The 24,107-nt window shown below is 61.5% G+C and carries 17 protein-coding genes; 11 read left to right on the top strand and 6 right to left on the bottom strand.

Annotated features, from left to right (window positions below; all coding sequences use genetic code 11):
- The first annotated feature begins 8 nt into the window (after positions 1 to 8).
- The 9 genes from AB3G35_RS16095 (at position 9) to AB3G35_RS16055 (ending at position 11,888) form a co-directional block, all read left to right on the top strand.
- Entirely contained in the window at positions 9 to 1,676 is a 1,668-nt protein-coding gene (locus AB3G35_RS16095; RefSeq protein ID WP_016781124.1) for a DUF1302 domain-containing protein, read from the top strand.
- 141 nt (positions 1,677 to 1,817) lie between these two features.
- Positions 1,818 to 3,029, top strand: coding sequence for a thiolase family protein (locus tag AB3G35_RS16090; RefSeq protein WP_016781123.1), 1,212 nt, complete (start codon positions 1,818 to 1,820; stop codon positions 3,027 to 3,029).
- A gap of 5 nt (positions 3,030 to 3,034) precedes the next feature.
- On the top strand, positions 3,035 to 3,973 hold the full coding sequence (locus AB3G35_RS16085; RefSeq protein ID WP_169845940.1) for an OB-fold domain-containing protein: 939 nt from the start codon (positions 3,035 to 3,037) through the stop codon (positions 3,971 to 3,973).
- A 203-nt stretch (positions 3,974 to 4,176) separates the two neighbouring features.
- The gene (locus AB3G35_RS16080) at positions 4,177 to 5,070 is read left to right on the top strand and encodes a VOC family protein (protein WP_016781121.1); all 894 of its coding nucleotides are present in this window, start codon (positions 4,177 to 4,179) and stop codon (positions 5,068 to 5,070) included.
- A 10-nt stretch (positions 5,071 to 5,080) separates the two neighbouring features.
- On the top strand, positions 5,081 to 5,956 hold the full coding sequence (locus AB3G35_RS16075) for a CoA transferase subunit A (protein WP_095003684.1): 876 nt from the start codon (positions 5,081 to 5,083) through the stop codon (positions 5,954 to 5,956).
- Positions 5,957 to 5,967: 11 nt separating this feature from the next.
- Entirely contained in the window at positions 5,968 to 6,765 is a 798-nt protein-coding gene (locus AB3G35_RS16070) for a CoA-transferase subunit beta (RefSeq protein ID WP_169869179.1), read from the top strand.
- Between the two features lie 15 nt (positions 6,766 to 6,780).
- Positions 6,781 to 7,686: an enoyl-CoA hydratase gene (locus tag AB3G35_RS16065; RefSeq protein WP_016781118.1), complete on the top strand. Its 906-nt coding sequence runs from the start codon at positions 6,781 to 6,783 to the stop codon at positions 7,684 to 7,686.
- Entirely contained in the window at positions 7,683 to 8,789 is a 1,107-nt protein-coding gene (locus tag AB3G35_RS16060) for an NAD(P)H-dependent flavin oxidoreductase (RefSeq protein ID WP_369781758.1), read from the top strand. The genes AB3G35_RS16065 and AB3G35_RS16060 overlap by 4 nt, the downstream gene beginning before the upstream one ends.
- Positions 8,790 to 8,909: 120 nt before the next feature.
- Complete coding sequence (locus AB3G35_RS16055) at positions 8,910 to 11,888, top strand: RHS repeat domain-containing protein (protein WP_369781757.1); 2,979 nt, start codon at positions 8,910 to 8,912, stop codon at positions 11,886 to 11,888.
- Between the two features lie 29 nt (positions 11,889 to 11,917).
- Here AB3G35_RS16055 and AB3G35_RS16050 read toward each other — a convergent pair whose 3' ends face one another.
- The 4 genes from AB3G35_RS16050 to AB3G35_RS16035 all read right to left on the bottom strand — a co-directional run bounded on the left by AB3G35_RS16050 (position 11,918) and on the right by AB3G35_RS16035 (position 15,060).
- On the bottom strand, positions 11,918 to 12,685 hold the full coding sequence (locus AB3G35_RS16050; RefSeq protein ID WP_134048652.1) for an SDR family oxidoreductase: 768 nt from the start codon (positions 12,683 to 12,685) through the stop codon (positions 11,918 to 11,920).
- Positions 12,686 to 12,707: 22 nt separating this feature from the next.
- Positions 12,708 to 13,775 carry a phosphotransferase family protein gene (locus AB3G35_RS16045; protein ID WP_016781114.1) on the bottom strand — a complete coding sequence of 356 codons (1,068 nt, stop codon included), beginning with the start codon at positions 13,773 to 13,775 and terminating at the stop codon, positions 12,708 to 12,710.
- Between the two features lie 202 nt (positions 13,776 to 13,977).
- Positions 13,978 to 14,292: an SCP2 sterol-binding domain-containing protein gene (locus AB3G35_RS16040; RefSeq protein WP_016781113.1), complete on the bottom strand. Its 315-nt coding sequence runs from the start codon at positions 14,290 to 14,292 to the stop codon at positions 13,978 to 13,980.
- Between the two features lie 57 nt (positions 14,293 to 14,349).
- Positions 14,350 to 15,060 (bottom strand): histidine phosphatase family protein, encoded by a 711-nt coding sequence (locus tag AB3G35_RS16035; protein ID WP_016781112.1) that lies wholly within the window; start codon positions 15,058 to 15,060, stop codon positions 14,350 to 14,352.
- A 207-nt stretch (positions 15,061 to 15,267) separates the two neighbouring features.
- On the opposite strand from AB3G35_RS16035, the gene sohB reads away from it, so the two are divergent.
- Entirely contained in the window at positions 15,268 to 16,287 is a 1,020-nt protein-coding gene (sohB, locus tag AB3G35_RS16030; protein WP_016781110.1) for a protease SohB, read from the top strand.
- 203 nt (positions 16,288 to 16,490) lie between these two features.
- Positions 16,491 to 21,575, top strand: a complete 5,085-nt coding sequence (locus AB3G35_RS16025; protein ID WP_369781756.1) for an NEL-type E3 ubiquitin ligase domain-containing protein — start codon at positions 16,491 to 16,493, stop codon at positions 21,573 to 21,575.
- A gap of 48 nt (positions 21,576 to 21,623) precedes the next feature.
- Here AB3G35_RS16025 and AB3G35_RS16020 read toward each other — a convergent pair whose 3' ends face one another.
- Both AB3G35_RS16020 and AB3G35_RS16015 read right to left on the bottom strand, forming a co-directional pair.
- The gene (locus AB3G35_RS16020) at positions 21,624 to 22,118 is read right to left on the bottom strand and encodes a DUF934 domain-containing protein (RefSeq protein ID WP_016781108.1); all 495 of its coding nucleotides are present in this window, start codon (positions 22,116 to 22,118) and stop codon (positions 21,624 to 21,626) included.
- Complete coding sequence (locus AB3G35_RS16015; protein WP_016781107.1) at positions 22,102 to 23,760, bottom strand: nitrite/sulfite reductase; 1,659 nt, start codon at positions 23,758 to 23,760, stop codon at positions 22,102 to 22,104. Before AB3G35_RS16015 ends, AB3G35_RS16020 begins: the two co-directional genes overlap by 17 nt.
- Positions 23,761 to 24,107 lie beyond the last annotated feature (347 nt).

Raw genomic sequence — 24,107 nt, 5'->3', positions numbered from 1 at the left:
GAGGCAGAGTGATCAATAAAAATAACAATAAATGTCTTGGGCTGCGCCCGCACAGTGTTCAGGCCAGTGGCCTGGCTGTTGCCGTGGCATTGGTCAGCAGCCCGTTGTGGGCCGGGGATACCATTGAATTTGAAGATGGCACCACCATTGACTGGTCGGTGACCACCAGCTACGGCATCGGCACGCGCCTGGGCAACCCCAGCGGTCGGCTGATGGGGATTAACGCCGATGATCCGAACCGCAACTTTGATCAGCACAGCCTGACCACCAACCGGGTGGGCGCGCTGGGCGAGATGATCCTGCGCAAGGACAACTACGGCGCAGTGGTGCGCGCCAGTACCTTTTACGACGACGTGTATCACCGCAAAAACGACAACGACTCACCGGCCACCGTCAACAAGTACGGTGACAACGACGAGTTCACCAGCGATACCCGCTACTACAGTGGCGGGCGCACGCGCCTGCTCGACGCTTATGTGTTCGGCGGCTGGCGCTTTGAAAACGACACCATGCTCGATGTCAAAGCCGGTCGGCATATCGAGTCCTGGGGTGAAAGCCTGTACTACCCGGGCGTGAACGGCGTACAGAACCCGTCCGACGCGGTCAAGGCGGCGCAGCCGGGGGTCGAGGTCAAAGAGGTGTTGCTGCCGGTGGGGCAGTTCTCGGCGTCGTACCGCATCAACCCGCAATTCACCCTGGGCGGTTATGTGCAGTACGAGTGGAAGGGCACCGAATTGCCGCCGGTGGGCAGCTTCCTGTCGACTTCCGACGTGATCGGCCCGGGCCGCGAGTTCTTGTACATGGGAGCCAACAAGGTGCCTTACCTGGGTACCGATGAGCCGCGCGACAGCGGTCAGTGGGGTGCGCAGGTGCGCTACCGGCCGATCACCGACCTTGAGCTGTCGCTGTTCCATGTGGTGTACCACGACAAAAACCCGGCTACCGCACTGGTCGGCTGGGACCCGATACCGGCAGGCCCCGGTGGCCTGGCTTACAAGGCCAACGGTTACCGGGTCAAGTATTTTGAGGACATCAAACTGACCGGTATCAGCGCCACCACCAAGCTGGGCGAATACCAGCTGGGGGCAGAATGGTCGTATCGCGACGGCGCGCCGGTGATGGTCAATACCGGCCTTGGCCCGGTACCGGCCAAGGGTCGTGGCCAGCAGTTCCAATTGTCGGCGATGCGCATCCTGGGTGATCGCCCGTGGGCCAGCCAGACCACCCTGACCGGTGAATTTGTCACCGTGCGTGCTGACCACGCCGACGAAACCTCGGCCGCGCCGAACCTTGAAGGGGTGGGGCTGTTGCCGTCGCTGGTGCCTTCCGTGCAGCCGTCCGACCAGTACACCTACAAGACCGCCACGGCCTGGCGCACGCGCTCGTCGAGCGCCTACACCGTGGGCGCCTCGTTCAGCTACCCGGGGGTCTTCCAGGGCTGGGACCTGGAAGTGCCGTTCACCTTCTCCAATGTGTTCAGTGGTGCTGCGCCGATGTCGGGAACGATTGCCGGTGTGGCAGGGGATCGCCGCCTGAGTGCTGGGACCACCTTCAAATACCTGAGCAACCTCGAAGTGTCGCTCAAATACATCGGCTACCTGGGCTCGCCGGACCCGATCTACCGCCCGCTGGCAGACCGTGACTACGCCACGTTCTCGATGAAATACACGTTCTGACGATTTGCCCGTTCCCTTTGTGGGAGCGGGCTTGCCCGCGATACAGGCACTGAGGTTTTACAGCAGAACCGCGTTGGTGCCATCGCGAGCAAGCCCGCTCCCGCGCAACGGCCTGATTTGCACTTTTAAAGAGAGAAAACCATGGGTCTTAAAGGTCATGCCGCCATTGTTGGCAGCGCTCAGTACAAACCCGAGAAATACGCCACGGCGCCGCGCATGTTCCATCTGGAGCAAGTCGCCGACCTGGCGGCCCGGGCTTTACAGGATGCCGGCTTGCAGGCATCCGATCTCGACGGCCTGGTGATCAACGGCCCGCAATTTCATGAAGCCTCGGTGTTCGTGCCGGCGATGGCCGCCGAGTATCTGGGCATGCGCCTGAATTTTGCCGAGGTGGTCGACCTCGGCGGCTGTACGTCGGTGGGTATGGTCTGGCGCGCGGCGGCTGCCATCGAGCTGGGTTTGTGCCAGGCGGTACTGTGCGTACTGCCGGCACGCATGGCGCCTTTGGGCCCGGATGAAGACGCCAGCTGGATGGCCCGGGCCATGCGCTATGGCGGGCACAGCACGGCATTCGGCGCTCCCGAAGCCGAGTTCGACTTGCCGTACGGGCATATGGGCCAGAACACCGGCTACGCCATGATCGCCCAGCGCTATGCCGCGCAATATGGCTATGACCCGCGGGCACTGGCAAAAATCGCCGTCGATCAGCGCACCAATGCCCAGTACAACCCCGAAGCGATGTTTTACGGCCAGCCGCTGACCATCGAGCAAGTGCTGGCCAGTAAAAAAGTCGCCGACCCGCTGCATGTGCTGGAAATCGTCATGCCGGTGGCGGGTGGCGCCGCGATGATTATCGCCTCCAAAGAGGTGGTGGCCCGGGCCCGCAAGCGGCCGTCGTGGATCACCGGTTTTGGCGAGCATCTGGCATTCAAGTCACCGTCCTATGCCCAGGACATGCTGCACACGCCTATCGGGCCTGCGTCGCAGCGGGCATTCGCGATGGCCGGGCTCAAGCCGGGCGATGTGGATGCGGCACAAATTTATGACTGCTACACCATCACCGCCTTGTTGACCCTGGAGGACGCCGGGTTTTGCGCCAAGGGCGAAGGCATGAGCTTTGTGCGCGAACACGACCTGACCTGGCGCGGTGACTTCCCGATGAACACCCACGGTGGCCAGCTCAGCTTTGGCCAGGCCGGTGCGGCGGGGGGCATGAGCCAGGTGATCGAGGCGGTGACGCAAATCGCCGGTGAAGCGGGCGAGCGCCAGCTCAAGCGCTGCGACACGGTGTATGTCTCAGGCACCGGTGGGGTGATGAGTGAGCAGGGCGCATTGATACTTCAGGGAGCTTGAATCTAATGTCGAACAACAAACCAATGCCGGTTCCGACCGAGATTTCTGCACCGTTCTGGGAAGGCTTGAAGGCCGAGCGCCTGCTGATTCAGCAATGTGAGCGCTGCAGCCACTGGGTGTTTTACCCGCGCCGGCATTGCCCGGCGTGTTTTACCCATGCACTGGCCTGGCGTGAAGTCAGCGGCGGGGCGACGCTGTACAGCTTCACCGTGACCCGCATCGCGACCCTGCCCGACTTTGCCGATGAAATGCCGCAGATATTGGCGGTGGTCGAGCTGGATCAGGGTGTGCGCATCAATACCAATCTGGTGGGGCTGGACGAGGCCGAAGTGAAGGTCGGTATGCGCCTGCAACCGGTGTATGCCGAGGTCGATGCCAAGGGCAACCGGCTGCTGCGCTTTACCGGGCTGGACAAGGACGCCGAGGGTTTGAAGGCCTTGCGTGCGGTGGAACAGCCGGTGGTAGAAGCCGTTGTACAGGTGCGTCAGGTGGCGCTGGATGACGAAGCGGCGTTGCAGGCGCTGGTCAGCGACGAGTTCAGCCCGTGGAGCAATCAGGTGGTGGTTGATCAGGGCTTGATCGACAGCTTTGCCCTGTTGTCCGGGGATGATTACTGGATCCACACCGACCCGGAGCGGGCGCGCAAGCACAGCCCATTTGGCGGCACCATCGCCCACGGTGCGCTGGTGCAGATCCTGCAATCGCGGATGAAGCTCAATCTGGGGTACGAGATCACCGGCTTTACCAATATGGTCAACTATGGCTCGGATCGTCTGCGCTTCCCGGCGCCGGTGCCGGCGGGCTCGACCATCCATGCGCGGGCGCGGGTCAAGCGGGTGGAGCGGGTCAAGAGTGGCACCCAACTGACACTGGAACTCAACACCCATGTGCTGGGCAGCGAGCGGCCGTCGGTGATCAATGAGCTGGTGATTTTGTATATGTAATGCCCTGTGGGAGCGGGCTTGCCCGCGATGGCATCGACGCGGTTTTAATGACACACCGCGCCGCCTGCATCGCGGGCAAGCCCGCTCCCACCGGTTTAAGGCGCCCCGCCTGGCAAGCTTTAGTCTCAACGGACGATGAGTCCCGCCCGCAACCTTCCCATACTGCCCCAAGCCAATAAATACAGGCATTGAGGAGCAGGCACATGATCGACATTCGTGGTTTGAGCTACTTCGTTGCAGAGTCTGCAGATCCCGTTCAATGGCAGCGTTACGCCACAGACGTGCTCGGGATGATGGTCAGCGAAGCACCCGCCGGTGGCTTGTATGTGAAGATGGACGAGCGTCCTTTTCGCATGCTGATCGTGCCCGGTGGCGAATCGCGCTACCTGGCCTCCGGCTGGGAGCTGGCCAGCGAGAAGGCTTTCAATGCCGCCATCGAAGTGCTGGACCAGGCCGACGTCAGCTGGCGCCACGGCACCGCCGAGCAATGCAATCAGCGCGGTGTACAGGCGCTGTTGCAGGTTACCGATCCGTCAGGCAACCGCCATGAACTGAGCTGGGGCCATCGCTCCGATTGCCAGCCGTTTGTCTCGCCCCAGGGGGTGCCGCGGTTTATCACCGGGGACATGGGCCTGGGCCACACCGTGCTGCCGGCGCCGAACTTCGATGCCACCCTGGCGTTTGCCAAGGATGTACTGGGTTTTGAGTTGTCGGACATTTTCAACTTCCGCCCCGACCCGTCGGCTCCCCCGATCCGTATCCACTTTCTGCATTGCAAGAACAGCCGTCACCACAGCCTGGCCCTGGCCGAATACCCGGTGCCGTCGGGCTGCGTGCATGTGATGGTCGAGGTTGATTGCATGACCGAAGTAGGCCGTGCCCATGACCGGCGCATCGCCCATGACGTGCCGTTGTCGGCCACCCTCGGCCAGCATCTGAACGATCACATGACCTCTTTTTATATGAAAACCCCTTCAGGTTTCGACCTGGAGTACGGCTATGGCGGCCTGCTGGTGGACTGGCAGGAGCACAGCGCTTTTGAATTCACCCGGGTCAGCCTGTGGGGCCACGATTTTTCCGTCGGCCAGCAGCAGTAAGGAGCAACACATGAACAAGCAAATGACAGCGGCCGATGTGGTCGGCCAGTTGCGCGACGGCATGACCATCGGCTTCGGCGGCTGGGGCCCGCGGCGCAAGCCGATGGCGATCGTGCGCGAGATCCTGCGCTCGGACGTCAAGGACCTTACCGTGGTCGCCTACGGCGGCCCCGAGGTCGGCATGCTCTGCGCTGCCGGCAAGGTGAAAAAGCTGATTTTCGGTTTTGCCACCCTCGACGCCATCCCCCTGGAACCCTACTTTCGCAAGGCCCGCGAGGCCGGTGAGCTGGAACTGATGGAGCTGGACGAGGGCATGCTGCAATGGGGCCTGCGCGCCGCCGGCATGCACTTGCCGTTCCTGCCCACCCGCTGTGGCCTGGCCACCGATGTCAGCCGCCTGAACCCCGACATCAAGCCGATAAAGTCGCCCTATGCCGATGGCGAGGTGCTGCTGGCCATGCCAGCGCTCAACCTGGATATCGCCTTCCTGCATGTCAACGTGGCCGACCGTTTGGGCAACACCCTGGTGACCGGCCCCGATCCGTATTTCGATCATTTGTATGCGCGTGCGGCGAAACAATGCTTTGTGTCCTGTGAGCGCATCGAGGAACGCCTGAGCCTGGATGCTGCCCAGGCCCGCTTCAACACCTTTGAGCGGTATCTGGTCAGCGGCGTGGTGCATGCACCGTTTGGCGCGCACCCGACGTCGTGCCCGTCCGACTACGGCTGGGACCTGAGCCACTTGAAACGCTACAGCGCCAGTGCCGCCGAAGAAGGCGGCTGGCAAGGCTACATGGCCGAGTTCGTGACCCCGGGCGAGAGCGCTTATCAGGCCAGCAATGGCGGTGTCGACCGACTCAGCGCCTTGCCGCTGCCCGTGTTTTAAGGAGCTTTTACATGACTGCTACTAGCGAATTTACCCTGGCTGAATTGTTGATCGTGGCCGCCTGTGAAGCCTGGCGTGGCAACGGTGAAGTGGTTGCTTCGGGCCTGGGTGTAATCCCGCGTCTGGGCGCGAGCCTGGCCAAGCTGACCCATAGCCCCGAACTGTTGATGACCGACAGCGAGGCCTTTCTGGTAGAGGAACCGATCCCCCTGGGCCCGCGCGGTGACTATGTGCCGCGTTACTCGGGCTACCTGTCGTTCGAGCGGGTGTTCGAGTGCGTGTGGGGCGGGCGTCGCCACGCGATGATCGGCCCGACCCAGATCGACCGCTGGGGCCAGACCAACCTGTCGTGCATCGGCGACTATCACAAGCCGAAAGTGGCGATGCTCGGGGTGCGCGGCTTGCCGGGCAACAGCATCAACCATATCAACTCGTTTTTCGTGCCGGCGCATAACACCCGGGCGTTTGTCGCCGGGGAAGTGGACATGGTTTCGGGTGTTGGCTTCAAACCCGAGCGCTGGCAAGAAGGCATGCGCCGCGATCTGATGGACATCCGCTTGATCGTCACCGACCTGTGCGTGATGGACTTCGGCGGGCCGGACCGCGCGGTGCAGGTGCGTTCCCTGCACCCTGGCGTGAGCTTTGAAGAGGTGCAGGAAAAAACCGGTTTCCCGCTGCTCAAGGCCGCCGACCTCAAGCAAACCGTGGCGCCGACGCCGGAGCAACTGGCGCTGATCCGCCGCCTCGATCCCCATGACTATCGCGCCTCTGCGCTCAAGGGCAACCCGCCCGGCATTCGTCAGGCCTGAAGGCCAGGAGTTCACATGAGCAGCGACAGCGAATTTGTGCAGCGGGCTGATACCGCTGTGTATGAAACCGAGGAGCCGGTGCTCTATGGGGTGGCGGACGGAATTGCCACGCTGACGATGAACCGGCCGACCGTCAATAATGCGCAGAACTCGCAAATGACCTACGCCCTGGACGATGCCTTTCGCCGTGCCGTCAATGACGACGCCGTGAAGGTCATTGTGTTGCGCGGCAACGGCAAGCATTTTTCGGCGGGGCACGATATCGGCACCCCGGGGCGCGATATCAACAAGGAATTCGACCGCGCCAGCCTGTGGTGGGATCACACCAACAAGCCGGGCGGCGAGTACCTGTATGCCCGCGAGCAGGAGGTGTACCTGGGCATGTGCCGGCGCTGGCGTGAATTGCCCAAGCCGACCATCGCCATGGTCCAGGGCGCGTGCATTGCCGGTGGGCTGATGCTGGCCTGGGTCTGTGACTTGATTGTGGCCAGCGACGATGCGTTTTTCCAGGACCCGGTGGTGCGCATGGGCATTCCGGGGGTGGAATATTTTGCCCATCCCTATGAACTCAACCCGCGCATTGCCAAGGAATTTCTGTTTACCGGCGATCGCATGAGTGCCGAACGCGCTTATCAAATGGGCATGGTCAACCGCCTGTTTGCCCGCGAGGGGCTGGAGGCGGGCACCTATGCGCTGGCGGCGGCCATCGCCAAACAGCCGCGCATGGGCCTGGCGCTGACCAAACAGGCGATCAATCACGTCGAGGACTTGCAGGGCAAGCGCACGGCGATGGACGCTGTGTTTGCCTGGCATCACTTTGCCCATAGCCATAACGAACTGCTCTCCGGCGACAAGCTGGGCGGCTATGACGCCAAGGCGATGATTGAAGCGAACAAGAGTGCTGCGGGAGAGCGTCGATGAGTGAGTATCTGCAAACGGTGTTGACCGACGCTCTGGGCTGTCGCTATCCCATTGTGCAAACCGCGATGGGCTGGGTGGCGGATGCCAATCTGGTGATCGCCAGCACCCGCGCCGGGGCCTTCGGGTTTCTGGCCGGGGCGACCATTGCAGCGGATCAACTGGAAGCGCAAATCCAGCGAGTGATCGAGGCCACGGGTGGCAGTAATTTCGGCCTCAATTTCCATATGTTCCAGGACAACGCTGCGCAGTGCGTGGACCTGGCCATTGAATACCGTCTGCGTGCGGTCAGTTATGGTCGCGGCCCGGATCGTCAAACTATCGACCGTTTCAAAAAGGCCGGGGTGCTGTGTATTCCCACCGTGGGCGCACTGAAGCACGCGCTCAAGGCCGTGGAACTGGGCGCGGACATGATTACCGTGCAGGGTGGTGAAGGCGGCGGCCATACCGGCGGGGTGCCGAGCACGATTTTGCTGCCCCAGGTGCTGGATGCCGTGCAGGTACCGGTGATCGCGGCGGGCGGTTATTCCACCGGGCGCGGGCTGGCCGGTGCGCTGGCGGCGGGGGCGGCGGGAATAGCGATGGGCACGCGGTTTTTGATGACCCAGGAATCGCCCACACCCCTGGCGACCCTGGAACGTTATGTGAACGTCACCGACCCGCAGCAGATTCGCGTCACCACGGCGGTGGACGGCATGCGCCACCGCATGATCGAAAACGCCTTTATCAAGCGCCTGGAACAAGCCAGTGCCTTTGGCCGCCTGCGCATTGCCCTGGGCAGCGCCTGGCAGTGGAAGCAACAGACCGGCATGAGCCTTGGGCATATGCTCGGCGTGTTTGCAAAGTCAGTGAAAGAAGATCCGAGTGCGCTGTCGCAGACGGTGATGGCGGCCAATCAGCCGGTGCTGTTGCAGCGCTCGATGGTGGATGGCGTGCCGGATGAGGGGATTTTGTCGAGCGGGCAGGTGGCCGCGGCCATTGGCGAGCTGAAAAGTTGCCAGAGCCTGATCGACGAGATGGTGCAGGAGGCCGAACGCTGTCTGATCGCGGTCAATGCACGGCAGCAGGCCATGCGCTGTAGGGCTGGTGAACCGGCGGCGCTGTGAAAGGGCCTTTTATGCTGTAACTGAACTTATCCCGATACAAAACCGGTCCGCACAAGCCCGTGGGGCAGCAAACCTGGTCACTACACTTTTTAATTATTGTGCAGTTCAGGAACTTGCCCCATGCCTCAAGCCTTGCATCGCCACACCCCGACGCTTAGCGCCTGTGACCCTCGCGGGCTGCCCGTGCGCGAGGTGGCCTACCACCGGCGCAGTGCGGCACAGTTGGCCGAAGCACGCATTTGCCGACAGGTGTTCGGCCCCACGGGGCATGTGGGTGAACAGTGGGATGCGCGCCTGCTGGCCTTGCGCAACCAGGATCCGGCCACGGTGGCCAATCAACGCAACCGCCACTCACTGTCGGGGCGCCTGCTGTACAGCGCCCATGTCGACCGGGGTGTACGTATCACCCTGACTGGCGCAGGGGCACAACTGCGCTACAGCTGGGATGCCCGGGGCACACGGCACACCTGTGAATACGACGGCCTGCTGCGCCTGAGCGCCGTGTTCGAACAGGGCGCCGACGCCACGACCGGTCGTTGTGTCGAACGCCTGAGCTATGCCGACAACCGCGCAGAACACCGCTTGCTCAACTGCTGCGGGCGGCTGCTCCGCCATGATGACCCGGCAGGCTCGCTCTGGTTTGAGGGCTATGACCTGCTGGGGCAGGTGACGAGCCAGTCGCGGCGCTTTGTCCGCGACGTATCCCTGCTCCCCGATTGGCCGGTGCACAGCGCAGGGCGTGAGCCGTATCTGGAACCCGGCAGCTGGCGCACACAATGGCGCCATGATGCCATGGGCCAGTTGATCGAACAGACCGATGCCCGGGGCAATCGGCAAGTGCTCCAGCAAGGGGTGGATGGCCTGCTGACCTCGCTGCTGGTGCGCACCGGCAGCGGCGCCGAACAGCGGGTGATAGAACAAAGAACCTACACCGCCAATGGCCAGATTGAAGTCGAGCGGGCGGGCAACGGCGTGGTCAGTGTTCTGACCTACAACCCGCTGGATGATCGCCTGCAGCGTCGCCAGACCTGGCGCACCGGCAAACCGGGTGAACCGCTGCAAGACCTGACCTATACCTACGACCGGGTCGGCAATGTGCTGAAGTTGGCGGATGCCGCGCAACCCTTGCAGTGGGCTGACAACAGCCGTGTGCAAGCGGTGAGCAACTATGCCTACGACACCCTCTACCAACTGATCGAAGCTACCGGCCGGGAAAATTCGGACCCTGCCTACGGCCCGCAACTGCCCGGTGTTGCACTGTTATCCGGGGGCAGCGCCCAGCGCTTGCGCAATTACCGCCAGGTCTATACCTACGATGCCGGAGGCAATTTGGCCCGGTTGCAACACATCCCCAGCCACGGCTCGGGCTATACCCGTCAGATGAGGCTGGCGCAGCACAGCAATCACGGCCTTGAGCAAACGCCGGGGTTGGCCGCCAACCCGGTGCCGGGCAGTGGTTTTGATGGCAATGGCAACCAGCAGAGACTGGAGCCCGGCCAGACCCTGGCCTGGAACCTGCGCAACCAGTTGCAGCGGGTGACACTGGTAGCGCGGGCAGAAGGGGCCAACGATGAGGAAATCTACGTTTATGACGGTGGCGGGGCGCGGGTGCTTAAAGTCCGACAAAGGCACGGCCATCGCCTGCCCCGGAACGAAGCCGTGTACTACTTGCCCGGGCTAGAAATCCGTCGCAACAGCGCCACGGGCCAGTGGCTGGATGTGCTGACCATTGCCGGCGAACTCAGCAGTGCGCGGATCCTGCACTGGGAGCAGGGCCGCCCCGCGGACATCGAGAACCACCAGTTGCGCTTGAGCCTGGTAGACCACCTGGGCAGCAGCACCCTGGAGCTGGATGGGGCAGCGCGCCTGCTCAGCCAGGAAATTTGCTACCCCTATGGCGCCACGGCCTGGTGGGCAGCCAGATCGGCCATCGAGGCCAGTTACAAACATGTGCGTTATTCGGGCAAGGAGCGCGATGCCAGCGGCCTTTATTACTACGGCTACCGCTATTACGCACCCTGGCTGGGGCGCTGGATCAGCGCCGATCCGGGGGACGCGGTCGATGGCCTGAACCTGTACGCGATGGCGCGGGGTAACCCGATCAGCAGGCGGGACGAGCAGGGCTTGCAGAGCAGCGAAGTGGTCGCGCAGGGCAGCCTGCTTGCTACGGTGAAAGGTGTCGCCACGGGGGTGTCGAACCTGGTGCGGTCGCGCGTGCAGGCCTCCAGTGCGGCGGCAATCCGCGATGCCCTGGCCACATATATAAGCAATGCCATAGGCGCCGGGGTCGATATTGCCCTGTTCGAGGGGCGCCAGCCGTCGGGTGCGGCCAACAGCGCCCTGAGAAGCGTGGTGGCGGTCCTGGACGCACTGACCATGATGCACATGACCACCGGGGTATTTGGCCACCTCACCCGCTGGAGCCCCTTTATCGGCTTTTTTGCCGCCTCGGCGGCGGATCGGGGTTTCGAAATGCGTGGTGCCATCGAGGGTACGGGAAGCAGTCAAGCCTGGGACCCGGTGGCCCGTCTGCGCCTGGCCGGCCATGTCCGGGCCTTTAGCCGGGAAATCGTCCAGCAGGCGCTCAGAGGCATGGGGGACAGCGTGGCCTGGGGCCAGACCCCGGTCCCAGCGCGAATCCCGCGAACGTTGATGGCTGCGGGCGCCTATAGCCTGGCCACCATCCCCGGTGCGGTCTATGGCCACTATGTGCCGGGACCGCTGGTGTCCAACCTGGCCCCGGCGATTGAGGCTTACGATGCGGCAGCGGGGACGTGGATTCGCGCGGGCCATCCCACTGCGCACCTGGAGCGGCATGCCCAGACACTGCAACTGCCCGCTCTGATGGACACCGCCCAGGGCGGGCTTAGCCGGATGTTCAACCAGACCTGGAGTTACTGGGCGGGGGTAGGTATCGAGGCCATTGCGGCCTTTGCCACGGGCGTGCCCATTGCCCGGCAGAGTGCCCGGGCGCGGGCCTGGGTAGGGGCGGCCAAGGGCGTGGTGTCAGCTCTTACCGAGGTGCGCGGGCTGCTGCTGCAAACTGCCAGAAGTGGCTACAGCAGCCTGTTTGCACGCTGGAGAACGGCCAGAGGCTGAAAAACACCCCTGCTCCGGGAGTGACTGGCTCAGGACAGAAAGCCGCCATCCACATTCAGCGAAACACCGGTGGTGTAGCTGGATGCATCACTGGCCAGGTACAGCACGGCCCCGGCCATTTCGCTGGGGGCTGCTACGCGTTTGAGCGGGATCTGTTGCAATGCAGTTTTCAGAATGGCGTCGTTACTGACCAGCGCCGAGGCAAATTTGGTGTCGGTCAGCCCCGGCAGCAGGGCGTTGCAGCGAATGCCGAAGCCTGCGCATTCCTTGGCAAACACCTTGGTCATGTTGATCACTGCGGCCTTGGTCATGGAATACACGCCCTGGAAAACCCCGGGCGATATGCCGTTGATCGAGGCCACGTTGATGATGCTGCCCCCCCCGTGCTCGCGCATCAGCTTGCCCGCTTCGACCGACATAAAGAAATAGCCGCGGATATTCACGTCCACGGTTTTCTGGAAGGCGCTGAGGTCAGTGTCCAGCACGTTGCAAAACTGCGGGTTGGTCGCCGCGTTGTTGACCAGGATGTCGATGCGGCCAAAGTCGGCGCGGATGCGCGCAAAGGCCTGGGTGATCTGCTCCATTTCACCGATATGGCAGGCAATGGCCGTGGCCTTGCCACCTTCGGCGATGATCGCATCGGCTACTGGCTGGCAGCCCTCGAGCTTACGGCTCGAGACAATCACATGGGCCCCTTGCTGGGCCAGCAATTTGGCGATGGCTTCACCGATGCCGCGACTGGCACCGGAAACAAAGGCGATTTTGCCATCAAGGTCGAACAGTTGGGTCCTGGACATGGAGGTTCCTTGGGTTCTCGGCTTAGAGGCTGGAGCGGCGAATGACGGTGAGGCTCATCTGCTCAAGCAGGGCGTTCATGTGCACGAATTGGGCAAAACGCTTGTCTGCGGTCTGACCGTGGTAGTAGCGGTAGTAGATTTGTTGAACGATACCCGCCAGTCGAAACAGGCCGTAGGTGTAGTAGAAATCGTAGTTGTCTATCTGAATCCCTGAGCGCTCAGCGTAGTAATCGACGAATTCGCGGCGGGTCAACATGCCGGGGGCGTTGCTCGGCTGGCGTCGCATCAATTGCACGGGTGCCGGGTCGTCGGCTTCGATCCAGTAGGCCAGGGTATTGCCCAGATCCATCAACGGGTCGCCCAGGGTGGTCAGTTCCCAGTCCAGTACACCGATGATCTGCATCGGGTCGGCGGGGTCAAGGATCACGTTGTCAAAGCGGTAGTCGTTATGAACGATGGCCGGGGTGGGGTGGTCGGCCGGCATATTGGCCTGCAGCCAGTCCTTGACCGCGTGCCAGCGTGGCGCGTCCGGGGTCAGGGCCTTGTCGTAGCGTTCGCTCCAGCCGCTGATCTGGCGCTGCACATAGCCTTGCGGTTTGCCCAGCTCACCCAGGCCACAGGCGTTGTAGTCGACGCGATGCAGCTCCACCAGCTTGTCGATAAAGCCCTTGCACAGGGCGCGGGTCTGCTCACTGCCCAGTGCCAGTTCCGCTGGCAGGTCAGAGCGCAGAATGATGCCCTTGACCCGCTCCATCACATAGAACTCGGAGCCGATCAGGCTTTCGTCAGTGCAATGCGCGTAGGCCTTGGGGCAGTAGGGGAAGGCCTCGCTGAGCTGGTTGAGGATGCGGAACTCGCGGCCCATGTCATGGGCTGATTTGGCCTTTTGGCCAAAGGGCGGTCGGCGCAGTACCAGTTCCTTGCCGGGGTATTCGATCAGGTAGGTCAGGTTTGAGGCGCCGCCGGGGAACTGGCTGATCGCAGGTGTTCCCACCAGCCCGGCGACGTGCGCCTTGAGGTAAGGGTCAATGCGACCGGCGTCGAGTTCTTCGCCAGGGCGGATGCGGGTGGATGAGTCGGTAAGCGCCATGTTTATCTCTTCTGCTTATATTTGTGGCCTGACAACATTCGCTAATCTAATGGGCAACCCGGGGTGCCACAAGGCAGGCAGGGTCTTAATAGGCAGGGGTGTTAATGGGCAATCAGCCTCCTTGATAAGCCTGTTTGAGTGAAGCACAGAGCAAAAAAAACCGAAGCGTCGTGGGCTTCGGTTTTTGGGTGTTGCGTGTGGCTTAAGCCGGGAACAGTTCGCTCAGCTTCATGGCCAGCATCATGTCGCCTTCAGCGCGCAGCTTGCCGCCCATGAAGGCCTGCATGCCGTCGGTTTCGCCGCTGACGATGCCTTCCAGGGTCTCGCCGTCCATCACCAGAGTTACCTGGGCGTCCGGGTTCTCACCTTCCTTGAGTTCACAGGTGCTGTCTTTGACGATCAGGGAGAAGTGCTTGTCGTCATCGATGCGGAAACCAAATACCAGGTCCAGGCCTGCAGCAGCGGCTGGGTTGAATTTGGCTTTCATTGCTTGAACGGCATCAGCTACAGAAGTCATGGTTCGATCCTTATATAGGGTGGAGTACGGCGGCCCGAAGGCCACGGTTGCCGGTGCTCAACGATAGGTGATGAGTGCCGGCGTCTTCAACAGTTGCAAATGCACATGACTGTTGAAGGAAGCCAGGGTGACCTCGCGGCCATGAAACTTGAGCTGGCTGAGCGAGGTGTTGACGATTTGCCACGCCAGCTTGAAGGCATCGGTGGCGGGAATTTGGGTCAGCAGGTGGATCAGCGCCGTAATGGTGCCAGCAGAGGTAAACACGGCAATGTTCTGCTGGCCCTTGGCAAGGTCGAGCAGACGATTGAGCCCGCCCTGTACCCGTTCGACAAAACCCGGCCAGGTTTCCAGCCCGGGCGCGTCGTAAGTGCCGCTGATCCAGCGTTCGATAATCAGTTCAAAGATGCGCTGGAATTCTGCCGGGTTATGGGCGGCATTGTTCATCGCCGTCAGGGCCTCGGGCTCGTCTGGCAGCAGGCCGGGAAGCAGGGCGTCGAGTATGGCGAAAGCATCGAATTCGTTGAAGGCAGCGTCTGTTTCAACGGTAGGGGCAGGCAGCCCGGCGGCGCCCAGTTGCGCCAGGGCATGGCGCGCGGTGTCTTGCTGGCGCGACAGGTCGCCCGCCAGGCAACGGTCCAGGCGCAGGCCCAGATGGGCCAAGTGCTGGCCGGCAATTTCGGCCTGGCGCACGCCCAGCGGCGACAGCCTGTCGTAGTCGTCGGCACCGAAGGAGGCTTGGCCATGTCTGATCAGATAAATGCTGCCCACGTGCGCGTCATTCCGCTGCGGTGAAAGTCAGGCGAGGTTAGGAGGATGGCAAGTGGCTGTCAATGAAAAAACATACGCTTGTTTGAATTGCTGGTGGCGCCTGCGCTCAAGGTGTTTCACGGCTGGCAGGGCCAGGTTGGCGCCGGTATGCTGGTTGCCATTGCGCAGCCCTGATCCGGGGGCTGCAGACGTTTTCAAGGAGAGGCTGTGGAATTTCTTGCCGAGTACGCCAGTTTTCTGGCCAAAACCGTGACCCTGGTGATCGCCATTGTGGTGGTACTGGTGACCCTCGCCGCCCTGCGCGGCAAAGGGCGACGCACCACCGGGCAATTGCAGGTCATTAAGCTCAATGACTTCTACAAGGGCCTGCGTGAGCGCCTGGAGCAATCGCTGCTGTCCAAGGACCAGCTCAAGACGCTGCGCAAGCAGACCGCCAAGACCGACAAAAAGCTGAAAAAACAGCCCGAAGACAAGCCTAACGTTTTCGTGCTGGATTTCAGCGGCGACATCAAGGCGTCGGCCACCGAGAGCCTGCGCCACGAAATCACCGCCTTGCTGACCCTGGCCAAACCCACCGATGAAGTGGTGCTGCGCCTGGAAAGCGGCGGCGGCATGGTCCACAGTTATGGCCTGGCGTCTTCGCAACTGGCGCGCATCCGTGAGGCGGGCATCCCGTTGACCGTCTGCATCGATAAAGTCGCCGCCAGTGGCGGCTACATGATGGCCTGCATCGGCGAGAAGATTATCAGCGCCCCCTTTGCCATCCTTGGGTCCATCGGCGTTGTTGCGCAATTGCCCAACGTTAACCGCTTGCTGAAAAAGCACGATATCGACTACGAAGTGCTGACCGCTGGCGAATATAAACGCACCCTCACGGTATTTGGCGAAAATACCGAAAAAGGGCGTGAGAAGTTTCAGCAGGATCTGGATATCACCCATCAACTGTTCAAGAACTTTGTCTCCAAATATCGCCCGCAACTGACCATCGACGAAGTGGCAACCGGTGAAGTCTGGCTGGGAGTTGCCGCCATCGACAAGCGCCTGGTCGACGAACTTAAAACCAGCGATGAATACTTGTCGGCACGCGCCAGGGATGCCCATCTCTACCACCTGCACTATGCCCAGCGCAAAAGCCTGCAGGAGCGTGTGGGCCTCGCGGCGAGCACCTCGGCGGAAAAAGTGGTCGACTCGTTGTGGGCGCGCCTGACCCAGCAGCGCTTCTGGTAAAGGGCGGCGACACTTTTGCAATTACACGATTGCAACAGTGTCGCTGTTTTACACTGTGGCGTTACTTTTAAAGTGCGGTAGATAGTTATTGTTTTAACCGTGTTTTTAAATGCGTTGGCCGATTGTTGATCAAGTAATTAACCGACTCGTTTTGCGGGCTGTCTATAAACTTCAAGCATTGTATTGGATGCCGGAGTTTAGTGATGACAGACACTTTTGCCAGCGTTATATCCACGGCCGAACAAACGGTCATTGAACAGGCCGCTCGCCTGGCCAAAACACCGGCCGAAAACCGCCATGTCGCTTACCTGCCCGAGTTGATGCCGCCCTGGTTCGTCCAGGCGCCCCCGGCGCTGCGCGAGGCATTGCGCAGCAGCTTCAGGCAATGGCAGGCCACCCGGCGTGCCACGTCCGCTATCCTGGCCCAGGTCCAGCCCATCGAAGAGTTTGCCGAACCCTTGCTCAGGGCGGCCCTCACTGCCCGCGGCTGGGGTGAGGTAGATCCGCGTAGCTATGGCATCAAACAGGTGCGCCTGTTGAGCAATCTGGTGCTGTTTTTTGCGCGTCAGCAGGTCAAGCTGGTCGATACGGTGATCCAGCTGGCCTGGCCTGAACTGCTGACCCCCGAGTCACTGGAGCTGGATCTGGTGTCCGGCATCACCCGGCACAGCTTGCTGCAAGCGGCCCTGCAAAATTTCGAGCGTGCAGAAACCGCCGAAGACGGTTTTGATCCGGGCAGTTGCCTGTATCAAGTGAGTGGCGAGGCAGATGTGCAGCATGCCACGTTCAAGCCCTGGGCCTTTGCCGCGATCTGCCGTGACCTGGATCTGGGTACGCAATACCAGTGGCACCTGAGCCGCGTGTTTGAGCCGATTGATGACAACCTGGCTCCTGAAGACAGCAACTCCAGAGCCTACAAGGTCAATGTTGCATTCAGCCAGAACAAGCGCTACGAATTTACCTCGGCCCTGCACATGGCCATGATGAAGATGGAGATCAGCCCGGCCAATTACGCCTTTCTGATCAACCTGTTGGCTGCGCCGGGAGCAATCTCGTCGCGTCTGCCTGTGGTCCACAGCACCTTGCAGATCATGGCGTTCGAAGTGCCCGGGGTCATGATCTTCTGGCCCGAAGGCAAACCGGCGCGACAGGTGCAGCCATGCGTACTGTATCTGCCTGACAGCCCGAACCGGGCATTTCACGAGTTCGAGTCGTTCCAATTGTTGAAGGCGACACTGTGGCAATGGCTAAAGGGCCGCAATTTTGCCCACTATTTTTTTCAGCGTGTGCCCCTGCGCCATCGCGCCGAGTTTATGCGGCGTGCCGATGTAAAGAACATGACCTGGGACTCGCTGCTGCTGCGCCGCCCGCCCATCATCAATGAACCTGCACTGATGTCCGAAAGCCAGCACCTGCTGCAGCGGGAGGATCCATTTGTCGTGGCCTGGCGCCTGCAACTGGCGCAGATCAAGGACGATGCCCGGGGCCTGGTGGTGCCCACAGAGGATGAAGACTCCAAAACCCGTCTGGAACGCCAGGCCTGCTTCCTCAATCTGGGGCTGAGCTTGCTGACCATAGCCCTGGGGTTTGTGCCGGTGCTGGGCGAGGTGCTCCTGGTTACCAGCGTGATCCAGCTGGGGGTTGATGTGTATGAAGGCATCAGTGCCTGGCAGCAGGGGGATCGCGTTGCTGCCCTGGAGTATCTGTTTGATGTTGCGCAAAACATCGCGCTGACGGCGGGCCCGGCAACGCTGCGGCCGGCGCCGCTGGTCGATGCCCTGGTGCCGGTGCGTCTGGTGACCGGGCAAAGGCGCCTGTGGCGCCCGGACCTGACCCCTTACGCCATGCCCAAAAATTCCCTCGCAGGGCTTTTACCTGATGCCCAGGGGCTGTACAGCGTGGGTGAGCGGCAATTTATCAGGCTTGAAGACAAAGTGTACGGGGTCAAGGTCGACCCGCAGACCCTCAAGGGGCATATTCAGCATCCCCATGACCCCCAGGCCTACACTCCGCGCATCGAGCACAACGGCAGCGGCGCCTGGGTGCATGAGCTGGAAGACCCCATGCACTGGTCGAGCAGTCAACTGCTGCGTCGCCTGGGGCCTGAGGCCCGTGGGATTGGCGATGCCGGTGCCAGGCAAGCTCTGGCCGTGAGCAATACCGATGAGGGCATGCTGCGCAAGCTGTACCTGGAGCATCTGCCCCTGCCGGCAATGCTGAGCGACAGCCTCACGCGCATCCGCCTCAATGAAATGATTGAAAGCTTTATTGTGCAGATGCAGCAGGGGGGCAACCGCTGGGCAGACAATGCCGAGATGCAACTGGACCTGATAACCCGGTTGCCCGGCTGGCCGCCAGACCGTGTCCTGCGCGTCGTCGACATTCAAGGTACAACGCTGCGCGAGTACGGCCCGGACCTGGCGCCCGCACACCCACGGCTGCAAATCGTGGAAAGCCAGATCCGCAATGGTGATCTGTTGAAGGTGACCCTGGAATGTCTGTCCACGGCCCAGGTTGAAGCGTTGCTGGGGCAGGCCATCGAAGGCCTGCAACAGCAGCTGCAGGCCCTTGCCCGTCAATTGGGCGAGCAGGCCGCGGCCACCAGGGGCGAATTGCTTGCACGCTTGTATGACGCACAGGATGCAGTGCCTGAGCAGGCCCAGGCACTGAAAAACCAGTTTCCCGGCCTGCCGGGGGTGGTGCTGCAGGAGCTGCTGCACCACCTGTCGGCCGCCCGACTGGGGGTGGATGACAGCGCCGGACGCCTGCCCCTGCATGTGCTGGAGGAGGCGCGCAGCTATACCCGGGCCCTGCGCCTCAATCGCGCCCTGGAGGGGCTTGGTTTCGACGCACTGAGCAATGCCGACAGCCTCAGGCTGGCCTGGAAGACCTTGCCCGAGGTGCCCGGCTGGCCCGCCAGCCTGCGCCTGGTGATCCGGGACAAGGCCAGCGGCACGGTGCTCGATAGCGTGGGCAGTGACTCGGCCCTCTACAGCCACGAATTGTTTAAAAGTGCTGACGGCTACGAGTTTCATGGCACGGCCTCGCAAGATGTTTATCGCAGCCCCGACCTGCTGGAGTGCGTGCTCCAGTCACTGACACCGGCACAGCGCCAAAGCCTGGGGTTGCCGCTCGCAGAACCGCTGGCGGCGTTGCGCGCGCGCATCGCCGCCCGGGCGGCAAGCTACCGCGAAAACAGTGCCGTGGCCCTGGGCATGCAACCGGTCAAACCCTGGTTCAGGTCACCGTTACGGCTGGCCGATGGCCGTCTGGGTTACACCTTGGGCGGGCGTTCGGGGCATATGCTGGAAACCGAGCGCACGCACCTGCTCAAAGACCTGGTCAGCGAGCTGTTCCCGCTGATGGACGAGACGCAGGCCGGACAGTTTCTGTACCGCCTGAAACTGACGCCCGAACTGACCACCCGGGCGCTGGCCAGGCTCAAGGGCGAGTTGCAGACGCTGCGTAACGATCTGGAACAGTGGGAAAAGGCCACGGTGTGGACCCAGCCTGCCGAGGGACCGCGGGTGCCGGTGCCCGTTCCGGTCAAACGGGCCATGAGCCAGGCCTTGATCCGAACCTGGCGCCGGCAAACTGAAACCCTGAGCCTGGGCGATTACACGGGCCATGTGCTTGATCTCAATGCCTGGCCGGTGGATTGCCTGCCCGAGCTGTCCGCCGATTTCGGCCATGTTGGCACGTTACGCCTGCACAACTCGCCCAACGGCCGGTTTGCCAACCGGTTTCTGGAGCGTTGCCCCAACGTGCGGGTGCTGTCCCTGGTCAACTGCCAGCTGCTGGAATTGCCCACGGCGATTTCCGGCATGCATGAACTGATCGACCTGGACCTGCACGGCAACCGGATCGAACTCAACGACCGCTCCACCAGCATCCTGGCGGGCCTGAACAAGCTGCAGTCGCTGAACCTGGTGGGCAACACCCTGGGCCGGCGCATCTCGGTGCGCCGCATGACCGGGCTGGTGCATTTACGCCTGCGCTATACCGGCCTGCAGACCTGGCCGGAAGGGGTCGAGGCGCTCACTGGCCTGCAAACCCTGGACCTGCGCGACAACGCCATCACCCGTATCCCCCAGGAGGTACTGACCGCCCAGAGGGCCGCGCTCAATCGTGTCACTCATCTGCATGACAACCCGCTGAGCGCAGACTCCCTGCGGCGCCTGGAGAGCTACCGGCGCAGCCAGGGCATTGACTTTGGAATCATGCCCGGGCGCCAGCACGTGATGCCCGTGCGCGGTATTTTTCATTGGGCATCCCAGCCGACTTTCCAGCAGAACGATATCTGGCACGACCTGAGCAGCCTCGAGCGCTCGGCGGATTTTTTCCGCGTGATTGAGGACCTCAGTGCCTCATCCCAGTACTTGCATGGCCGTGAAAGCCTCAGCCGGCGCGTGTGGGCAATGCTCAATGCGATGCATGCCCACGGTGAACTGCGTGACGAGTTGTTCGAGGTCTCGGCCAACCCCAATACCTGCGCCGACGGGATCCCGATGATCTTTGCCGATCTGGAGCTGCGCCATCAGATCTTTATCGCCCAGAGCACGGTCAACACCGAGAGCAAGCTGCTGACGCTTGGCCAAGGGCTGTTTCGCCTGGAACTGCTGGACAAGCATGTGCGTTCGGTCATTGAGGGGAGGGTGGCGCAGGTTCACGCCGAGCAGAGCGAATATGTGCGGCAGCTGCAAACCCTGGTGGATGCTGTCAGTGCGGATTTTGCGTCCGGGCCGGTGGCGGACATGACGCCCCTGGAGCAGCAGGGCGTGGCCTACCGGCTGGGTACACGGCAAGCCATGCGCCTGGCCCAGCGCCTGAGCCCGGCCGACTTGCAGGCGCGCATTGAGCGCATCGACCCGCTGGAGGTGCAGATGTTCTATCAGGTCAACCTGGCGCGGCAGCTGGGCTTGCCCGCTCGGCCCACGAGCATGATTTTCGAGCGCATGGCCAATGTCACCCCGCAGCAACTGGAAATTGCCCGGCTGCATGTAGTGAGCGAGGACACGCTGGAGACCCGGACGGCCTATATCGAAAAACAGGGATTTTGGGCTGGCTTTCTGGAGAAGAAATACCCGGAGGCGTTCAGTGCTGCCGATGCGCCATTACACGAGCGCATGCAGGTGATTTACATCGCCCGTGAGGGCATGTCCAGTCAGGATTATGTGGCGCAAACCCAGGCGGTGGGCCAGAGTCGCCAGCAAGTGAGGGAAGCGTTGATCGCCCGGCTGACCAGGGCCGAAATCGAAAAGTATCCATTTTCCGAGCCCGGTGCCTGAGCCGCCGGTACGAAGGCCGGCCCCGAGCGTTCGGGGCCGGCCGGCGAATCAACGACGACGGAACAGCGGCATCGGCTCATCGGTTGACGACTGGTACGTCACCGAAAAGTCCTTGAGGCCCTGCAGGGCTTCGTAGGGATCCTTGTCGGGGCGAATGGCAAAGGCGTCGAAACCGCAGCGATGCAGATAGAACAACTGGTCGCGCAATACATCGCCAATGGCGCGCAGCTCGCCTTTGTAACCGTAACGGTCACGCAGCAGGCGGGCATTGGAGTAGCTGCGACCATCGGTGAAGGCCGGAAAATTCAGGGCAATGACCTGAAAATTCGCCACGTCTTCACCCAGTTCTTCAGCTTCTTCATCGCTGTCCAGCCATACGCCCAGGCCGCCATCGCGGGCCTTCAGGGCATGGCCGTGCTCGCGCCACATCGCCAGCGGCACGATCAGGTCGTCGCAGTTGGAGATTTCGTCAAAGGTGGTTTCCTTGGGCAGCAAGTGCCAGGTTTCATCGATGACTTGGTTGTTCTTAATTATTCGCTGCATAGACGCGCTCCTTGAAAGGGTCGATGCCGATACGCTGGTAGGTATCGATAAAACGCTCGTCTTCGGTACGTTTTTCAACATACACGTCGATCAGCTTTTCAATCACATCCGGCATGGCGTCCTGGGCGAACGACGGGCCAAGGATTTTGCCCAGGCTGGCATCACGGCTGGCGCTGCCACCCAGGGACACCTGGTAGAACTCGGCGCCTTTTTTGTCAACGCCCAGAATCCCGATATGACCGACGTGGTGGTGACCACAGGCGTTCATGCAACCGGAAATGTTCAGGTCCAGTTCGCCAATGTCGAACAGGTAATCCAGGTTTTCAAAGCGGCGCTGGATCGACTCGGCAATGGGAATTGACTTGGCGTTGGCCAGGGAGCAGAAATCACCGCCCGGGCAGCAGATCATGTCAGTCAGCAAGCCGATGTTCGGTGTGGCGAAGCCGTTTTCACGCAACTCGCCCCACATGGTGAACAGTTGGCTTTCTTCAACATCGGCCAGGATGATGTTCTGCTCGTGGGAGGTGCGCAGCTGGCCAAAGCTGTAGCGGTCGGCCATATCGGCAATGGCATCCCACTGCTTGTCAGTCACGTCGCCCGGCGCAACGCCTGTAGGCTTGAGCGACAGGGTAACGGCGACATAGCCCGGCTTTTTGTGGGCCAGGGTGTTGCGCACGCGCCAGCGGGCAAAGCCCGGGTGCTGCTTGTCGAGCTCGGCCAGTTCGGCGCCGAAGTCGGGCAGGGCCTTGTAGTCAGGGTCGACAAAGTGCTTGGCGATACGCTGCACTTCGGCTTCGGTCAGGGTGTTGGAACCCCCGCGCAGGTGGACCATTTCCGCTTCGACGCGCTCGGCGAACACTTCAGGCGTGAGGGCCTTGACCAGAATCTTGATCCGCGCCTTGTACTTGTTGTCACGACGGCCATAGCGGTTGTACACACGCAGAATGGCTTCGAGGTAACTGAGCAGGTCTTGCCACGGCAGGAATTCATTGATGAAGGCACCGATCACCGGGGTACGGCCCAGGCCACCACCCACCAGTACACGGAAGCCTACTTCGCCGGCGTCGTTGAGCACAGGCTCCAGGCCGATGTCATGCACTTCAATGGCGGCACGGTCGGATGTCGAGCCGTTGATGGCGATCTTGAATTTGCGTGGAAGGTAGGCGAATTCCGGGTGGAAGGTCGTCCATTGGCGCACGATTTCGCACCAAGGGCGCGAATCGATCAGCTCATCGGCAGCCACACCGGCAAACTGGTCGGTGGTGACGTTGCGCAAGCAGTTGCCGCTGGTCTGAATGGCGTGCATCTGCACGGTGGCCAGCTCTTCCAGGATATCCGGGATGTCTTCCAGCGCAGGCCAGTTGAACTGCACGTTCTGGCGGGTACTGATGTGGGCATAGCCCTTGTCATAATCGCGAGCGATCTTGGCCATCATTCGCGCCTGACGCGAGGTCAGTTGGCCATACGGCACGGCGACCCGCAGCATTGGGGCAAAGCGTTGAACATAAAGGCCATTTTGCAGGCGCAGGGGGCGGAACTCTTCTTCGCTCAGCTCACCTGCCAGATAGCGTCGGGTCTGATCCCGGAACTGCTTGACGCGGTCCTCGATGATCTGCTGATCGTACTCGTCATATACGTACATATAGGTCCTGTTCTCAGGCTGCTAACAGCTTATCTGCGCGCACGGCCGCGCACTCCCCAAGGAGCGGGGCACGATACCAGTTTGTAGTTATGCGCAAAAGTGATGTTTAAGCATATGCAAAGAACCAAAACGACTATAAGCGGTTGATTCTCAATCCCTTACTTGTGGGAAGGTCATGGCTGGACTTAACTCAGTGGAAGTCTTCAAGCAATCACCCATAAAACCGAAAAGAGGCGATGCGATGAGTACTCCCGTGAAAGTCCGTAAAAGCGACAGCAAGGTCGATGCTTGGGCGATTTTCTTCCTGATTGTGCTGGTGGTGGCGACAGCCGTGTTCTGGGTCAGCC

Origin of the sequence: Pseudomonas sp. WC2401 (assembly GCF_041200115.1) — a bacterium.
In the GTDB taxonomy this organism is placed as follows: domain Bacteria; phylum Pseudomonadota; class Gammaproteobacteria; order Pseudomonadales; family Pseudomonadaceae; genus Aquipseudomonas; species Aquipseudomonas fragi.
The sequence above is the reverse complement of the archived record's forward strand: the minus strand, read 5'-3'. Positions and strand labels throughout refer to the sequence as shown.

What these genes read in the sequence shown, in the direction of transcription:
- AB3G35_RS16090 (WP_016781123.1), top strand. Translation starts at nt 1,818, where the DNA reads ATGGGTCTTAAAGGTCATGCCGCCATTGTTGGCAGCGCTCAGTACAAA.
- AB3G35_RS16085 (WP_169845940.1), top strand. Translation starts at nt 3,035, where the DNA reads ATGTCGAACAACAAACCAATGCCGGTTCCGACCGAGATTTCTGCACCG.
- AB3G35_RS16080 (WP_016781121.1), top strand. Translation starts at nt 4,177, where the DNA reads ATGATCGACATTCGTGGTTTGAGCTACTTCGTTGCAGAGTCTGCAGAT.
- AB3G35_RS16075 (WP_095003684.1), top strand. Translation starts at nt 5,081, where the DNA reads ATGAACAAGCAAATGACAGCGGCCGATGTGGTCGGCCAGTTGCGCGAC.
- AB3G35_RS16070 (WP_169869179.1), top strand. Translation starts at nt 5,968, where the DNA reads ATGACTGCTACTAGCGAATTTACCCTGGCTGAATTGTTGATCGTGGCC.
- AB3G35_RS16065 (WP_016781118.1), top strand. Translation starts at nt 6,781, where the DNA reads ATGAGCAGCGACAGCGAATTTGTGCAGCGGGCTGATACCGCTGTGTAT.
- AB3G35_RS16060 (WP_369781758.1), top strand. Translation starts at nt 7,683, where the DNA reads ATGAGTGAGTATCTGCAAACGGTGTTGACCGACGCTCTGGGCTGTCGC.
- AB3G35_RS16055 (WP_369781757.1), top strand. Translation starts at nt 8,910, where the DNA reads ATGCCTCAAGCCTTGCATCGCCACACCCCGACGCTTAGCGCCTGTGAC.
- AB3G35_RS16050 (WP_134048652.1), bottom strand. Translation starts at nt 12,685, where the DNA reads ATGTCCAGGACCCAACTGTTCGACCTTGATGGCAAAATCGCCTTTGTT.
- AB3G35_RS16045 (WP_016781114.1), bottom strand. Translation starts at nt 13,775, where the DNA reads ATGGCGCTTACCGACTCATCCACCCGCATCCGCCCTGGCGAAGAACTC.
- AB3G35_RS16040 (WP_016781113.1), bottom strand. Translation starts at nt 14,292, where the DNA reads ATGACTTCTGTAGCTGATGCCGTTCAAGCAATGAAAGCCAAATTCAAC.
- AB3G35_RS16025 (WP_369781756.1), top strand. Translation starts at nt 16,491, where the DNA reads ATGACAGACACTTTTGCCAGCGTTATATCCACGGCCGAACAAACGGTC.
- AB3G35_RS16020 (WP_016781108.1), bottom strand. Translation starts at nt 22,118, where the DNA reads ATGCAGCGAATAATTAAGAACAACCAAGTCATCGATGAAACCTGGCAC.
- AB3G35_RS16015 (WP_016781107.1), bottom strand. Translation starts at nt 23,760, where the DNA reads ATGTACGTATATGACGAGTACGATCAGCAGATCATCGAGGACCGCGTC.